The organism is Dyadobacter sp. CY312 (assembly GCF_021390535.1).
Lineage (GTDB): Bacteria > Bacteroidota > Bacteroidia > Cytophagales > Spirosomataceae > Dyadobacter.
The window spans coordinates 1-15193 of record NZ_JAJUXG010000044.1 but is presented as its reverse complement, the minus strand read 5'-3'; the positions used below and the strand labels follow the sequence as shown (position 1 = coordinate 15193).

The following is a 15193-nucleotide window of genomic DNA, read 5'->3' as shown; positions in this document are numbered from 1 at the left end:
GAAAAGCACGGAAAACGCAAGGACGTTACCCATCTGGCTTGCTGGGCGCATGCGCGAAGAGACCGCGACGGCGGACCGTTTTGAACGAGCCCTAGATAATGACAAAACCAGGTCGCAAATAGCGCTATCGATGATCCAGCAGCTGTACGCTGTGGAGCGGAAAGCCAGCCAGCAGATGCTGAATACTGCCGAAATCAAAGAGCTACGGCTGGCCGAATCCCTTCCGGTTCTCAATGAGCTGGGCAAATGGATCTTTGAACAAATTAAAAGTACGCTCCCAAAAAGCCAGATTGGAAAGGCGATGCAGTACAGTTATAATCGCTGGGATGCGCTCAGTGCGTATTTACATGATGGAAATCTGCTGATCGAAATAATCAGATTGAAAATTCCATACGCGGCTTGGCCCTAGGTCGGAAAAATTATCTTTTTGCCGGATCACACGAAGCAGCACAGCGAGCTGCCATGATATACTCTTTCTTTGCGATCTGCAAAAAACATAATGTCAATCCCTACAATTGGCTAAAAAACACTCTGCTAAACATCTCCACAATCAATCATAAAAACATTACTGACCTATATCCGCAAAACTTTAACAAAGTTCAGCAACTAAAAAATATGTAGTTGGTAGGCCGGATACATTACAACATAGGTCACCCGATAAAAGGTAATGGTTTATGTCCTGTTACTGGCCCGTCTTTCCAAGTTCCTCCAATAGCCAGCTTTCAAATTTCCCCGTCGATTTCCTTTCAAAAATACGTCATCAGAGTAGGCTGCTGTATCGTATAGTTTGATACGAAGCTGTGTAGTGTTACTGTCAATCGCAGTTATGAGCAGATTCCAGTTAGCAACGAAAGTATATTCATCTGTGTGGTCCGGGTATTCGTCAGAAAACCTTTCTGCTACAATATATGCCTGCTGATTGGGAACTCGTCCGTCTTTACTTTCAAATCCTCCATGTCCGTCAAAAGAAGTCTGATCAACTGTGACAAGTCCGGTTTTGTGATCAATAGACTTCACAGGATACCCATTATCTAGCGCAAGCAATGCGAAACGGTCCCAAATTTCCTGTAACGGTTTATTTATTACAGCAACTTTCACCTGTTCGTCATACTGATTTTTCAAAGGCACTAATCTGGTACCGGAAGTCAAAAGCAAGGCTAATAAAAATACGTTTTTCATTTTTTCTGTTTTTGCGATGACATAAAAAAGGGATTGAAGTAGCCTCAATCCCGTTCCAGTAAACCCTCCTTACGGTAGGCACCATATGTGTGATTTAGACGTACAATTTTAAAATTGGTCACCTACAAAATCTAATGGCAATACCACAAAATCCATATATGAATAATCTGCGCAAAAGCCCCTCCTCCTGCCATTAAATAAATTTTTCTCCCCAAACTATTTCGATGTAACAAAGAGGTTACTATATTTAGGGCATACCCGACTCTATAAAGTACCCTTCATGCTTGATACTACCTACTTCGACGCTTACGATAGCGGCACTTTCCGTAATTATTGCGGTCCTGCCGAGCTTCACAAGGACCTGAATACCCTCTATGGCCTCATTGTAGGCATACAGGCAGATGAACACATCAACGAAACAGAAATTGGCCTTTTGCATTGCTGGGTGAATTCGCTTGGAACATTACGGACGAAAGCGCCCTACCATAAACTGGTTGCCAAAATCAACGAGATCCTTGAAGATGGAATCGTAACGAAAGAAGAGGCCGAAGATATGATCTGGCTGTGCAGAAGCTATCTGGACTACAACACCAATTCATATTACGATGTGATCACCTCCGCTACGCAGCAGCTCGGCGGATTTGTGGCAGGAATATCGGCTGACAGTACCGTTAAGCTGAGTTAAAAGCATTGCAAAGCTGGTCATCGGAAAACGCATCATTGTTTAACACCTGGCCGTTTGATACCCTCCTTCCAGCCATCGACAGAATTAATACGGATAAGCACTTCTCTACCGATGAGCACATGGAGCTGCTATCTTTTTGCCATTCCGTTTCTGCGATTAAACCCGTCGGTAAAGTAAAAACCGAAACAGTTGCCAAACTGCCCGTCCAGGCAGTTGCCATTCTAGTTCAGGAGTCGACATTTTGCTTTACCGGAGAATCTCCGAACTACACACGCAGGGAGCTTGCTAAAATTGTGGAAATGTATGGTGTCTAGGCCAGTTAATAAGCATTTAATCATTAAAATCTCCGATTTCAATGATTAAATTGGAGAAACAAAATAATTAAGTAAACCCTAAACTACTGTCGACAGCAACTACTACCTATTTTAGTTTATTTACTCCAAAACAACCCTCAATGAGCAATTTTGAATTACAAATTGAAGAAATCAAGAAACACTTAGACTGTGGAAAACAAAATTGGCTATTCGGAGCTGGAATAAGCTACTTGTCAAAAATTCCTCTGATGTTCCCTTTGACCGATCGAGTTGAAAGTCTTGTTAATTCTTCGGGTCACTTGAAAAATATTTCCTTGTACTCTTGCCTTAAAGCAGACCTCAATAGTAAGGCTCATATAGAACACTTTTTAAGTCACATAGGAGATCTAATTGCCCTTGCAGAAAGAACGAAAAATAAAAATGCGATAATAAATGGCTCCGAATTTTCGATAGACGAATTACGAGGATGTTATAAATCCATCATATCATTCATAGGAAATACAGTTCGATTTGGATACCAAAAACAGCCAAATGAACTAGTAGGCACGGTGACTGACCCAATTATAGAAGTTGAGCATCACATAAAATTTGTGAAAGCCCTTTTTGCGAACAGGTCCAATGTGATATCAAGAAGTAAAATGCGGTTATTTACAACCAACTATGATACTTTATTAGAAGATGCATTAGGCCTTGAACAGTACATTGTTAAAGATGGATTCTCTGGTGGTCTTCTAGGTTTTTGGAATCCACATGTAGAATTTGAAGAAAAAAACACTGATCCACGAACATGTTATATTTACAAACTCCATGGATCAATAGATTGGTGCATCAACGCAGACGGACGCCTGATTCGGACTAGATATGGGACTAAATATCTTCCAAGCCCAGATAATATTATGATTTATCCGCAAGCTACAAAGTATGTCGAAACACAAAAAGATCCTTTCTCCTACCTATTCAGTGGTCTTCGAAACGCGCTCAATTCCAAAGATGACCACATTCTGGTTACTTGTGGATATAGCTTTGGCGATGAACATATTAATGCTGAAATTGAGGGAATGCTATCTTCTCCTTCAAACAAGACAATAGTGATCGCATTTTCCGAAGAAGCTCCTGATGCCTCGAATGGCACAATTGTCAATCCAACGATTGATCGATGGCTGAAAAACGTAAGTTTCGGCGAGCGCGTACGAGTAATAGGAAAAAAAGGAGTATATCACAAATCCATTAATGTAATTCCGCCAGACGACGGCAAAGATATATATTGGTGGACTTTTACCGGTTTAACAGATTTTTTATTGAGCTAATATGGCAATAGAATTATTTTCAGCAATACCAGATCTAAAAATTGGGAGAATTATCGAAGTTAGTGGCAACTCCTTAAAAATTGAATTGGATATTAGACTAACTGAGTTGACACGATCTGTTAACGGCAAAGTATATCCAATTGGACAACTCGGCAGCATTATCAAAATACATTTCGGAAGGAAAATACTGTTTGCATACGTTCGAATGCTCCGAATGAAATCCGATGTGCTAGCAGAAGAAGGGAAAGTCAATATTTTACCCGGAGATGATTCTCGAATACTTGAAGCAGATATGTTCGGTCAAGGCGTTTGGAGCAAGACAGATATGTCCCTACAGTTCACAAGAGGTGTTGAAACCTACCCCTTACCTCTTCAAGATGTATTCTTATGTCTCAGTGAAGAGGTTGAAAAAATATATGGAGCCGCTGAAAAATCCGCTTATGGCACTACAAGTGACCCACTAGTCCCCATAGGCCACTACATCGGAGGCAATCATGCCATCTGCCGTGCAAACATAGATAAACTTTTTGGTCATCACTGTGCAATATTGGGCTCGACGGGCTATGGTAAATCAGGAACTGTCGCTTCAATAATACACTCTGTATTAGATCATCAATCTAACTCAAAATCCCTGAAACCAAGAATAATAATTATTGACCCGCATGACGAATATTCCAAAGCATTTTCCGATAGAGCAAAAGTTTATCGAGCTTACAATGAGGCCTCGGCTGCATCTGGCTCAGCCACACAGCTACATCTTCCATACTGGATGATGTCGAGTGATGAATTTAGATCACTAGTACTAGGAAAAACTGAATTTGAGGCTACCACGCAGAATAATATTGTGTATAAAGCGATTACCTATGCCAGAATGCAATACTGCAATCTTGTTGAAAATGTGGGTGATGACCCAACTGGTGGGGCAAAAGACGATGAATTGGCAGCAGATGTTACTCAAACTCAAATACTAAATTTTGATAGGGATAAACCTGTTCCGTTTTTGTTATCAGAATTCGAAAAGCATATTGATAAAGTTCAGGGTAGAAAACCCGGGTGTAGGGACTACGCTTCCGCAAGTGATAGAAAGAGTATTGAATCTATACTCAGTAAACTAAAAGTTCTTAGGTCAAATCCACAACTTTCTTTTATGATGAGAGAATACGATTCTAGTTCTCCAAAACTGGAAGATTTGGTGGCTCAATTTGTTGGTGTAGACGCCGACGGTAAAAATTTGCGTATTATTGATGTATCTGGTTTGCCTAATGAGGTTGCAGGCCCACTAACTGCGCTGATTGCGCGATTGTTGTTCCAGTATAAACTCTGGCAAAACAAAGCAGAGCGTGTTATTGATCCAGTTTTATTTGTTTGTGAAGAGGCCCACCGTTATGTTCCAAATCATGGTGAAGCGCAATATAAGGAGGCCCAAGAGGCCGTTAGGAGAATTGCCAAAGAAGGTAGAAAGTATGGATTAGGACTTATGCTGGTGTCTCAAAGACCTTCAGATGTGGAATCGACAGTTTTATCACAATGTAATTCTTGGCTAATACTGAGATTAACAAATTCAAGCGATCAAGAGCATGTTGCAAAGTTTTTACCAGATAGTCTTGCGGGGCTTACTAAAATGCTATCATCGTTGACAGGCAGAGAAGCTCTGTTCATTGGAGAAGCCAGCGCGCTACCAAGTAGAATACGAATCAATAAATTATCAAAGGATAAATTACCGGATTCAGATGATATCAGCTTTGTTGATGGGTGGGTAAATGATCCGAATGACTCGACAAAAATAAAATCTATAACCGATAGATGGACTAATAGCGTTGTAACTACAAGTCCCTAATACTGGATAAAATTGGCTCTGCGCCGCTAAATCAATGGAAGAAGATACAAAAAAGGAAAACAGCGAATCAGCTATCGACGATAATGATGTAAAAATCTTAACAAAGGAAGACAATGATTATATACAAAGAAAAAAAGACTGTATAGCCGATTTGCTTAAAGACGAGAACTATGCGATCGAAAAATTCGATTCTTTAATAATTTCTCTTTCAAGTGGAGGTTTAGTATTTTCAATAGGATTTATAAAAGACGTCATTAAAGATTTTCACAAAATCGATTTGCTATGGCTTAAAGTGTGTTGGATATGTTTTGGTCTATCTCTAATCTTGAATTTAATTTCTCATGTAACAAGCTTTTATTCCAACCGCTTTGAGAAAAAAGCACTTAAACTTGCTATAAAAAAAAGACAAAGTAAAATCATTAAGCAAGATCCCAAGCAACCTGAAAGAATTTCTGATATATTTAACTCGGGAACAATGGCTTTGAATGGATTGAGTCTTCTATCCTTTCTGACAGCAGTTGTCACTTTAGTATATTTTATTTATTCCAATGTTTAAAAAAAACGACTATGCCAGATAATGAAGAGTTAAGGAGGAAAATTCAAGAGCAGCAAGAACGTCAGAGATACGAACAGGAACGCAGAGAACGACAGGTTCAAGAAGAAAGACAACGGAGCGATCAGAGTTCAGAACAAGGTAGAGGTAAGCCGCGAAATGTAAGAGATGAAGATGATGATTAATTAATTTGAACTTTTGGTCTATAAATTGAAATTGGATTCCCATTAAAAAGTTAATCCAATTTCAAGAATAAAACCCCATTTTCAACGACATTCTACATCTCATTAAAAATCTATGAAGTAGTTTGCTAATATAATTTGGGTGTATCATTTATCCCCTACTAGTGTTCGACATCCTCCTACAATGAAACTTGCTATAAGTAGATTATAATTATGGAATTTTCCATCTCGAGAAGCTCCGCATATATTTAACCAATCACTCATTGGCGTAAGTTTTTTCTCATATTTATTATTGTCTTCGCATTTAGATTGGATAAAGTAAACCTGTCCTTAGCATTTTGGAAATGCGATTCTATTTTTTTCCATTCGTTTTTTTTAATTTTAATTATTCTTGGACTAATTTGAAAATACTCTACATGGTTGTCGTCAAATATATCTGAGTATGACACAGCGACGTATACCTCAATATTATAAAAACCGAAACTTGAAAGACTGTCTCTTATTTCAACTTCCTTTTTCCCTTGGTGATTGTTTTCCACTTGATACACCAAGCCTTCACTGTCCCCTGTTAAAACACCTCTCATGTCAATATAGTTATGTAGAGGAATTAATAAAGTATCATAGTCTGGACGGTGGATGAATTTGAGAAATGAATACTCTTTTGTATCAAAATCAGATAGTCGTCCACCGCGATTAAAAAATAACCAAGCTTTATTGTCATATAGCTTAATTTCCTCGTTATACTCCTGTGTCATTCTGATTTCCAACTGAGGTAAATTCTCCTCCTTCATAATTTCTGTCTGATTTTGAGCTATTATGTTTGCCTGAATCGAAACATACACCGCCATGAAGGATAGTAATGAAGCAACAATTACCTCAAAAAAAATCTTGTTCTCACTAAGGAAATTTCGTACTTTATTGACGTTTACTTTCATATTTTGTGTGATTCCGGGATATAAAATTTATCAACTCACACACAATTGTATAAGCATTGCAGTTGCGCACTTTTTCCTATAAACAACAGTACTTGTCAACTCATAGAATCAGCTTGAACACTTGGTTGATCATCAAAAAAGGTAACTTCTATTCCACCTCAAACCCATCTTTCAAAATAAAATCTTTCAGCAGCTGATCTATTCTGATACTGATCCTGAAATCAGGTAAGGCCTTGCCTGCCAATCTTTCAAAATAGGCTTTTGCTTTCTCTCTATCCACTGTATCTTTTAATTTATCAAAACGACCATATTCATTAACGTTTTGCTCTGTGACGTCGCTTTGCATTAACCTTTGAAGCTTGTCCTTATCCACGCCCAGAAGCTGAGTTAGCTTTAAGATCTGCCCGTATTTGGCTTGATACAGATATTCGGTAATGTAATCTCGCAGGGTTTTACCTTCAGTAAATTTCACATTACCACTTTGCACATCATTCAAAAATATATTGGCAAATTTCTGTTCTTCCTGGCTAAGCGTAGCAAAAGACTTATGCAGTTCGTCTAAGATTTGTTTGCGTTGCTCAGCGGAAATATTGGTCTGTTCCAATGACTTGAGATATTTTACAAATCTGGAATTCATATACTCCGCATCAATTCTTCCGGTGTCTATTTCTACGATATAAGAATCGATCTCAAACGGAACGCCTGGCAAACCTCCACCTGTGCCAGCGCCTGCAAACAATTCCTTGTAACGCGCAAGCAAGGTATTGTATACGATTTCATCCAGTTCCAGTATAACAATCAGTTTGGGCTTTCGATCTTTAAATACATACTCGGATTTACTCCACAAAAAACCTTGAATTTTTGCTGCTTCCAAATAGCCATTAAAATCTTTAAAAAGCCTGGCAAACTGTCCCCTCACCACTAAATTGTCAGGCAGTTTTTCAAAGTTCTCTATCCCTTCGTTTGCAAACAAAACGGAAATTTGCTGATACATGAAGTTCATGCTTTCCAATTGCCTGTCCAGCTTCTCGACAAATAAACCGTATGGTCTATCTCCGGAATACAATTTCACAGCTTTGTCAACATTGTGGTGCATGGTGTGCGGGAAACGGTAGTACCGTATATTGCCAAATGGCTTTTCGTTTCCAAACAGCCTGTTAGTTCGAGAGAATGCCTGTATAATATTTTCATATTTCAGCACCTTATCCAGATATAGGGTATTTACCCATTTTGAGTCGAAACCGGTGAGCATTTGATCCACGACGATAAGTAACTCAATTTGCTTTTCAGGCGATTTCTCGATACGTTCATACGGTCTTTTATGTGCCAAACGTGCTGCTATATCTTTCTTTAATCTGCCATGAGACGCCAACGTGAAATCCTGCTGATAACGCTCATTATAATCCTGAATCAATTCTACTAATCCGTCTTCTTTAAAATCAAAACCGGCATTATTATCAATATTCGGATCGAATAATGCTGTGACTTTAAGTGCTGGAAATTTGGCTTTTAGTAATCGGTAATATTCAATAGCTTCTGTAATACTACTGGTTGCCAAGATTGCGTGAAATTTTCCGTCATGGCTTAGGCGCACCCAATTCTCACGAATATCGGTAACCACAGCTTCCTGGTGTTCGATGCGATCGTATTGCGCTCTATTCAGATAATCCTCTATTCCTTTAATGTATTGTCCTGCATTATTGAACCTGCCTGCCATGTGCACTTGCGACGAATCCATGAAACGGTAGTAGATTCTACTTTTATCAGGGTCGCTGATGGCATCCGATTCACTTGTTGCCTTGGCTTCTTGTAAGGCAACGGCTTTTCTGATATCACGGTCTTTATAGGTCAATATTTTGTAAGGGTCAAAACCCAGTACATTTTTGTCCCTGATCCCGTCTGCCAAACTGTAACGGTGCAGCTCGTTTCCAAAAATGGTTGATGTCGTAGCTTCTTTGCGCTGGTTTTCTTCCTGAATAGGTGTTCCCGTAAATCCGAAAAATACAGCACGCGGAAAAGCAGCACGAATGGCTGGCAGCATATTTTCTCCAAAAACAGTACGATGCGCTTCGTCAATGATTATTACCATTCTTTTGCTACGCATCTGTTCCAAATCTTTGGCATTCAACCCTTCTTCTTCGATACCTATGTTGCTCATTTTCTGAATAGAAGTCACAATAAGTGTATCCGCAGGATCACTACTTTTGATTTTAGTTACTAGTACGTGGGTATCCTCAGTGGCTTGTACAGACTGATTGTCATCGGCAAAGTTCCTGTACTCTCTGAGCGACTGTGTTCCCAGCTCTATCCTGTCCATCAGGAATATCACCTTGTCGGCATCTTTGGAGTTCGCAATAAGCTGAGCGGATTTGAAACTGGTCATCGTTTTGCCTGAACCTGTGGTATGCCAAACGTAACCACCCCGCACATCCGGATTTTTCCAGGTCGTTTTGGCTACACTGTCGGATATGGCATTAGCGGCATAAAACTGATAACTCCGCATCACTTTCAACACGCCGTCTGAGTTGTCGGCTACGGTATAAAAACCAATGAGCTGGTGTGCCATCGGTATCGAAATCAGTGAGCTGGCAATCTGCCGCCAATCGTTGATGGGTTCATTATTGAAATCAGCCCAATGGAAAAAATAATCTTTGTTGAACTTCCCATCCGGACCGGGATTGGTAAAGTACACAGTTTCTTCGGGTGTCATCGCAACAAAGATTTGTATCAGCGAAAAAATGCCCGTGAAAATCCCTTCGTAGGAATACTTTTCTATCTGCGTACTCGCCTGACTGATGTGTACACCCGAGCGTTTGAGTTCCAGATGAATGACCGGCATACCATTGATGAGCAGCACCACATCGCCACGGCGGTCATTTAGTATTTTTGACTTGCTTTTGTAGCGAGGTTGCTGCACGATCTGGTAACGGCTTTGCCCGGCGGCAATCTCCAGACGGTCGTATATTTTAAGGCTAACTTCCTTTCCGAAATGCAGTGAGTCGGCAGGATTGTCGCGGGTGATGGCTACACTTTTGCCGTTGATAAAACCGTTGAGCCTGAGCGGCGTTCGCAGCACATTGATCTGCTCCAGGATCTGTTGCATTTCGCTGCTTGTAAGCGGCGTATCATTGAGACGGTCTATATCCCGGTTATTTTCAAAAAGGATGTTTGCCAAGTTTTGGAGTAAATCTTCTTCCGTAGGATTTTTGAGCACCTCGGCTTCCCACCCTTTGGTAGAAAGAAGCTGAATAAGTGCGTTTTCAAAAAGTGCTTCACTGGTATAGGCCTGCATAAAGAAGATTTTGTTAGATAAACATTTTTTGGAGCAATGCCTGCTTCAAGTGTTTTAACTGCTCTATTTTTTGTTGGGACCGGGTTATCAACTGGTCTAAGTTTTGGAAATATTGGCCTATTTTTTGTTGTTCTGGAATTGTCGGAAGAGAGATAACAAGCTTTTTCAGGCTATCAATCCCAATATTTCGCTGAGATCCAGTATTCGTTTCTTGCTCTATCTGTCGTTGAGCTTCATGTCCCTGCAAATAAAAGAATAGACATTTCCCATTTACCAACTTACTCTGCTTTAAAATGGCGCAAGAGTATGATATTAGAAATTTTGAGGAAACGTTAACATATCTTACTGCACCAACGGAAGCATATCTGGCAATTAATATATCACCAAATTCAGGCTTGATTTTTCTTGATATTTGTTCATAATCCTGATGTGATATAAGTTTAACATTACTGAAATTAAGACCATTAATTCCAATAAAATCTCCTGTCATCAAATAGGGAATTCCTTCTAAAGTAGAATTTGGCATACGATGATCAATATCACCTACTTGCCCCAACTCCCCCAACTTTTTCTTTTCCCATTTCTCGGCAAAACCTTTGAAACGAATTTCAGGAACATCAGCATTTTCTTTGGGGAACATTTTTTCAAGCATTGCCTTTTTCAGGTTACTTACCTTTTCCAGCTTTTGCTCTTGCAGTCGGATTAAACCATCCAAGTCTTTGAAATAATTCCCGATTTGGATTTGTTCTTGAAATAATGGTAATGAAACTCCTATTTTTTGCAAAGAGTTTTGATTGATATTTGTATTTGCTGAGCTTGTAGCACTAGACAATATTTGTTTTCTTAAACTGTTTGTGGTAAAAACAAAACGGTTAAAGTTAACGCTCAAATTAATGGTAGGTCTGAAGCGAATTATAAAGCCTGAGTATGTTGTATTATCTAAGTCCTTTGTCACAACAGCAGCCTCACCAACACCTTCTGGTTTAACGGACGAACGAATAAATAACACATCTCCTTTAACAAGATTATAATCTTTTCTTTGACTATCCGAACTTTCCGCAAAACCTAAATCTGAAATATCAACTATATTTTTACCAAAGACATTTTCTAAATTTACAAATGGAAAGCCATGCCCCATAGCTTCTTTTCCAAAGTTCATTCCATTTTTTAACTCCCCAATCTCTCCCAACTTTCTCTCCTCCCATTCTTCATCAAAACCTTTAAACCGAATGGCAGGTACTTTTTTATTATTTGCCATTTTCTTCACCTTTTAAAAGTTTTTGCCACTCGTTCAGTCCCTGCATATCATGTTCGCCGCCGGTCAGTTCGCCCATCATTTCGGCCAAGGCTTGTTCGGTATCCTCCAATTGCAGGCTCACATCCTGCAAAGTAGTAGTGTATTTGCCTGCCAAATAACTTACTTTCTGCGTCAGCGAAGCAATATTTTTAGTAGGCAGGCTGTGCAACGCATCCACCAACGGTGCAATCCATTTACGCCCCAGCAATGCTTTTGCTTCGGCATCTGTTAGAGCTTCAATGGTTTTCTTCGTAAGCAAATGCAAGGCTTCGGCCTCCTCCTTGATGTCTTTTCGAAGGCTTTTTTCCTCAGTGATGAGTGCATTTACTTTCAGGATTTTCATTTCGTCATCGTCTTCACCATATTTTGCACCTTTTTTAATGTCGGCAGCAATTTCTTTTACGACTTTTATCACTTCTGCATTCACAAAAGCATCTTTGGCTTCGTTGGTAATGTCGCTGTCTTTGACTTCTTCGGACAAAGCTTCCAATAGTTCGTCATATTCGGCGGTAATTTCCGCCAAACGGTTTTCTTTATCCGAAAGGCTTTGCAATTGATCTGCCAAATGTACCGCCTGCACGAGTTCAAAAGGTAAGATATGCCCTTTCCAACCATCCTGCACTTCCGTATCTTTGCCTTTTACTTTTTTGGTAACTAAATTGGCATCGACCTGTTTAATGGCATTGAAACCTTCGGTCTGAAGAATTTCCAGATCACCAGAAATGCCCTGCCATTCGTTATCGAGCAATTGGTAAGCTTCATATCTGTCGATCAAAGGGACACCAGCCATACGTTTGAAAATATCTGCACTCAAATCCGATTTTTCACTGGAAATATTCAACGTGAGCATTTCCCCAATCAATCGCTCCCGGAGTTTGTCGTCAAAATCGGCAAAAGCATCGGCAAAGATTTGTACAAAAGCCTGCGTATCGAAATGTTGCTGGATACTAGTCTTTACATCCTCGGTTTTTAAAACCGCCATTTCTGTCGAGGTATTGGTAAACAACTGATCTTTCAATCCCGGAAAGGCTTCCCAATAGGTTTGCAGCTCCTCAATCTCCCGGATGGGAATACCACCAAACATGGTGGCATAAATATCCCAGCTTTCGGCAGCCTCGCCCGAGTCAACATAACGTGGAATATTAAGATTGTATTCATTGGCCCGTAAGGTATCACGGCTTACCAATGCGGCATATTTGGGAATTGCCTTGCGCTCAATGATCGCATCAGCTGCCCGCTTGATATCAGAAGCACGGAGTTTGTTGTTTTTTCCGTCTTTAATGAAACCTTTCGATGCATCAATAATTAATACATCTGTTTCTGGACGTTTTTGTTTCAGCACCATCACAACCGTCGGGATGCCAGTACCGAAAAAGACGTTAGCTGGCAAACCGATGATCGCATCAATATTGTTTTGCTCAATTAAGTTTCTGCGAATAGCTCCCTCCTCACCACCGCGAAACAATACACCATGTGGCAAGACGATGGTCATAATGCCATCGGGCTTTAAGTGGTACAAATCATGCAACAGGAAAGCAAAATCTGCCTTGGATTTGGGAGCTAAACCAAAACGGGCGTAACGCGGATCAGTTTCCTTATCAGCAGGGTCCCACGTTTGAGAATACGGCGGATTTGAAACTACGGCATCTACATACAACGCATCATAGGAATTAACCGGATCGTTCTCATCAAAATACGGCCAATCTTTTTCCAGGGTATCGCCATTACGGGTTACAATATTGTTTGCCAAAATACCCCGCATCACCAAATTCATCCGGGTAAGGTTGTAGGTATTTTGTTTGAGCTCCTGAGCGTAGTATTTAATGTTGTTTTCTCCCTTAATGTGCTTGGCAATACTCTTACCAATATTAATGAGCAGAGATCCCGAGCCACTTGTGGGATCATAAATTTGTATCTCTTTACGGTCTTTGAGGTGATGCGCCATAATCTCAGACATCAGTACAGACACTTCATGCGGAGTATAAAATTCTCCTGCTTTTTTGCCGGCATTGGCAGCAAACATACTGATGAGGTACTCGTAAATAAAACCAAGCACATCATAATCCTGCTTGCCATCCATGGGGATGTCCTTAATGAGTTGAATCAGCTCACTGATGGCTTTGGTTTGCAGAGCAGCCGTATCCCCCAGCTTACTCAGTCCGGTTTGCAACGTATCAAATACACCTTTAAATAGTTTTTCATGAGTTTTATTAATCAAACGGCTAAATGCCGACAAAGCATCCCGAACATTCGATACTTCAAAATCGCTTCCTTTAACAATCCAGGTTGAAAATAAATCTTTATGGGCAATAAAATAACCGACGTTTTTTTTGATATAATCTACGGTCTCAGCATCTTCTTCAGAAAGGTTCGCAATATCCTCGTCCGTAAATCCTTCTTTTTTGGCAAACTTGATTTGTGATTCCGACAGGTACTTATAGAAAATAAAACCGAGTATGTAATCTTTGTATTCATTGGCTTCAATCTTGGAACGCATCTGATTGGCCGACTCCCAGATTTTAGCTGCTAATTGTTGTTTATTCATTTTAATAGGCTAAATTCTTTAATCTCTAATTTTGTTATTTTCCGTCATAAGCTATAGTACCAATATAAATATCTAATGTTCCAGGTACAACCAGTGTTCAGATCCCTCCCAAGTCTTATGGAATCGTTTAGATAACCGGACCACAGGCATGTTGAATCGCCACAGAAGCAGATCCGCCAAGCAAATAAGTCACTCATTACAAGAACAGTAAACAACTATCTCATTCATCCGTAGCCTCTATCAACGAGCGAACGACACCAAAGTGAATGGAATTACTGACTAGCAAATATCAAAAATAAGGTAATACAAAAAAGGAAAGTTGATTTTACTGTCACAAAATATTGTGTAGAACATCCAACGCTGCATCACATGATACATGATCTACAGACTGATTACTCAGTCCAATCACAAAATTAAAGTACCCTTTGATCTCGGACAGTTCTAAGCTTTCAATTAGAAATAATGATATTTTAGTGTTTAAAATAATTCAATTTTCCGTAGCATAAAGTTCCCAAGGTATCTCCATTTTGCATGCCCATAACGAGTCGACAAACTTATCAGCTGGTCAAATACCCCTAGTCACCCCGGTTAATGCTAACACATGGAGGAGGAGTCTCGACTGAAAGAAGCTGAACCTCATTGAGGTAGGAAAACTTAAAATTTAGACTTCGCAAAATGATATGTCAAAATAAATGCACGTCACGCATCAATCACTTCATCGTTTGCTTCCATCCAGCCCTCACGTATGATCAGCTATTGCATTGATACGGACAGCTTGTTCTGTACTTCCCCTCTATTCCTTAAATTGGTAGATATGCTGAAGGAATGTAGCCTGCATACAGACAATTACTGATGGTATATTGGAAGTATTGTGAGCAACGTAGGATACTGGCACGCTTGAAAAAACGTTCGGAGATAAATTGGAATTAAGTAAGACGGTTTCCAAAATCCAAAGCTGTTTGACGTGGTTCACTTTCGGTTTACACTTTTTGCGGGTTAGTTAAATAATTACAATTTAAATCTCATCCTGCTTTTTGGTAATACAAGGCTTCAAAAGCTACTGGATT

The 15193-nt window shown here is 39.8% G+C and carries 11 protein-coding genes and 1 pseudogene; 7 read left to right on the top strand and 5 right to left on the bottom strand.

Annotation, left to right across the window (positions count from 1 at the left end; translation table 11 throughout):
* Positions 1-621: pseudogene (locus LZG71_RS30060) on the top strand (transposase); the annotation flags it as partial.
* Between the two features lie 51 nt (positions 622-672).
* Here the strand turns inward: LZG71_RS30060 and LZG71_RS30055 are convergent.
* On the bottom strand, positions 673-1179 hold the full coding sequence (locus LZG71_RS30055; protein WP_233826947.1) for a hypothetical protein: 507 nt from the start codon (positions 1177-1179) through the stop codon (positions 673-675).
* A 280-nt stretch (positions 1180-1459) separates the two neighbouring features.
* Between LZG71_RS30055 and LZG71_RS30050 the strand changes: the two genes are divergently transcribed.
* The 6 genes from LZG71_RS30050 to LZG71_RS30025 all read left to right on the top strand — a co-directional run bounded on the left by LZG71_RS30050 (position 1460) and on the right by LZG71_RS30025 (position 6060).
* Positions 1460-1864 carry a hypothetical protein gene (locus LZG71_RS30050; protein WP_233826945.1) on the top strand — a complete coding sequence of 135 codons (405 nt, stop codon included), beginning with the start codon at positions 1460-1462 and terminating at the stop codon, positions 1862-1864.
* Between the two features lie 5 nt (positions 1865-1869).
* Positions 1870-2178 (top strand): hypothetical protein, encoded by a 309-nt coding sequence (locus tag LZG71_RS30045; protein ID WP_233826943.1) that lies wholly within the window; start codon positions 1870-1872, stop codon positions 2176-2178.
* Between the two features lie 140 nt (positions 2179-2318).
* Positions 2319-3485, top strand: a complete 1167-nt coding sequence (locus LZG71_RS30040) for an SIR2 family protein (protein WP_233826941.1) — start codon at positions 2319-2321, stop codon at positions 3483-3485.
* Position 3486: 1 nt separating this feature from the next.
* Positions 3487-5322 carry an ATP-binding protein gene (locus LZG71_RS30035; RefSeq protein ID WP_233826939.1) on the top strand — a complete coding sequence of 612 codons (1836 nt, stop codon included), beginning with the start codon at positions 3487-3489 and terminating at the stop codon, positions 5320-5322.
* Positions 5323-5356: 34 nt separating this feature from the next.
* Positions 5357-5878, top strand: coding sequence for a hypothetical protein (locus tag LZG71_RS30030; protein ID WP_233826937.1), 522 nt, complete (start codon positions 5357-5359; stop codon positions 5876-5878).
* An 11-nt stretch (positions 5879-5889) separates the two neighbouring features.
* Positions 5890-6060: a hypothetical protein gene (locus LZG71_RS30025; RefSeq protein WP_233826935.1), complete on the top strand. Its 171-nt coding sequence runs from the start codon at positions 5890-5892 to the stop codon at positions 6058-6060.
* A gap of 257 nt (positions 6061-6317) precedes the next feature.
* On the opposite strand, the gene LZG71_RS30020 is transcribed toward LZG71_RS30025, so the two are convergent.
* From LZG71_RS30020 to LZG71_RS30005, 4 genes are all read right to left on the bottom strand, one after another.
* A complete protein-coding gene (locus tag LZG71_RS30020; RefSeq protein ID WP_233826933.1) occupies positions 6318-6992 on the bottom strand; it encodes a hypothetical protein in 675 nt (224 codons plus the stop codon).
* A 148-nt stretch (positions 6993-7140) separates the two neighbouring features.
* On the bottom strand, positions 7141-10284 hold the full coding sequence (locus tag LZG71_RS30015; RefSeq protein WP_233826931.1) for a type I restriction endonuclease subunit R: 3144 nt from the start codon (positions 10282-10284) through the stop codon (positions 7141-7143).
* A gap of 13 nt (positions 10285-10297) precedes the next feature.
* Complete coding sequence (locus tag LZG71_RS30010; RefSeq protein WP_233826929.1) at positions 10298-11542, bottom strand: restriction endonuclease subunit S; 1245 nt, start codon at positions 11540-11542, stop codon at positions 10298-10300.
* Positions 11532-14126, bottom strand: a complete 2595-nt coding sequence (locus LZG71_RS30005) for a type I restriction-modification system subunit M (RefSeq protein ID WP_233826927.1) — start codon at positions 14124-14126, stop codon at positions 11532-11534. The genes LZG71_RS30010 and LZG71_RS30005 overlap by 11 nt, the downstream gene beginning before the upstream one ends.
* Between the last annotated feature and the right edge of the window lie 1067 nt (positions 14127-15193).

Coding starts and splice junctions, on each gene's coding strand:
- LZG71_RS30005 (WP_233826927.1), bottom strand. CDS start 14,126: ATGAATAAACAACAATTAGCAGCTAAAATCTGGGAGTCGGCCAATCAG.
- LZG71_RS30010 (WP_233826929.1), bottom strand. CDS start 11,542: ATGGCAAATAATAAAAAAGTACCTGCCATTCGGTTTAAAGGTTTTGAT.
- LZG71_RS30050 (WP_233826945.1), top strand. CDS start 1,460: ATGCTTGATACTACCTACTTCGACGCTTACGATAGCGGCACTTTCCGT.
- LZG71_RS30020 (WP_233826933.1), bottom strand. CDS start 6,992: ATGAAAGTAAACGTCAATAAAGTACGAAATTTCCTTAGTGAGAACAAG.
- LZG71_RS30055 (WP_233826947.1), bottom strand. CDS start 1,179: ATGAAAAACGTATTTTTATTAGCCTTGCTTTTGACTTCCGGTACCAGA.
- LZG71_RS30015 (WP_233826931.1), bottom strand. CDS start 10,284: ATGCAGGCCTATACCAGTGAAGCACTTTTTGAAAACGCACTTATTCAG.
- LZG71_RS30025 (WP_233826935.1), top strand. CDS start 5,890: ATGCCAGATAATGAAGAGTTAAGGAGGAAAATTCAAGAGCAGCAAGAA.
- LZG71_RS30030 (WP_233826937.1), top strand. CDS start 5,357: ATGGAAGAAGATACAAAAAAGGAAAACAGCGAATCAGCTATCGACGAT.
- LZG71_RS30035 (WP_233826939.1), top strand. CDS start 3,487: ATGGCAATAGAATTATTTTCAGCAATACCAGATCTAAAAATTGGGAGA.
- LZG71_RS30040 (WP_233826941.1), top strand. CDS start 2,319: ATGAGCAATTTTGAATTACAAATTGAAGAAATCAAGAAACACTTAGAC.